General features: G+C 68.9%; 1 protein-coding gene. It reads right to left on the bottom strand.

The window, feature by feature from the left end:
* Positions 1–820: FG-GAP repeat domain-containing protein (locus tag AC01FP_RS18195; RefSeq protein WP_474482230.1), on the bottom strand; the 820-nt coding region annotated here is incomplete at both ends.

Genomic DNA, 820 nt, shown 5'->3' with positions numbered 1-820 from the left:
GTCCAGCCCGTCGCCGTCGATGTCGCCCACGGCCAGCACGTCTTCGGTGGTGCTGGATGCGATCTTCACGCTGGGCCAGTTGCCCGCCGTGGGATCGGCCGGGATGTTCAGGTACCACACGCCGTCGCCCGTGGTGAAGACGATCTGGGGCCGCGCGCTGCCCGCAACGATGCGGGCCAGCCGGTAGCCCTGGCTGTTGGCGTGCTCGGTGGGCGTGAGGCTGGCCACCACACGCGACGTCCACTGGCTGCCGTCGGCGTTGGGCTTGAGCCAGTACACGCTGGGCAGGGCCTGCCCGATGACGTCCGGTTGCCCGTCTCCGTCGACGTCCAGCACCAGCATGGCGTCGGCGTTGACGGGGAAGCTCACGCGGGTCCAGGTCCCCGTCATGTCGCCACCCGGGTTGCGGTAGAAGTACTTGCCCGAGACGATGTCGCCCATGCCGTCCCGGTTGATGTCGCCGAAGGCCAGGCCGAAGGCCGGGTAGCCGCTGTCCATCGTGGCGCGGGACGCGTCCACGTTGATGTACTGCCAGCGGTTGACGGCGATCGGCGCGGCGGGCTGGTTCAGCCACAGCTCCACGGGCGGGTTGCCGATGTAGTTGGCGCACAGGATGTCGGGGCTGCCGTCGCCGTTGACGTCGCCCACGCGGGTGTTGTGGCAGCCGGTCGTGTTGATGGTCCTGGCGGTGAACGTGGGCGAGCTGCCGCCGCCATTGGTGTAGGTGCGCAGCTCGGCGAGTTCGAGGCCGACCACGAGGTCGGCGCGGCCGTCGTTGTTGATGTCGGCGATGTTCAGCTTGTGCGCGCCCATGTCGTTG

This window comes from Cyanobium sp. NIVA-CYA 375, assembly GCF_056108345.1.
Note: the sequence above shows the minus strand (reverse complement) of the source record. Positions and strands in the feature narration are given on the sequence as shown.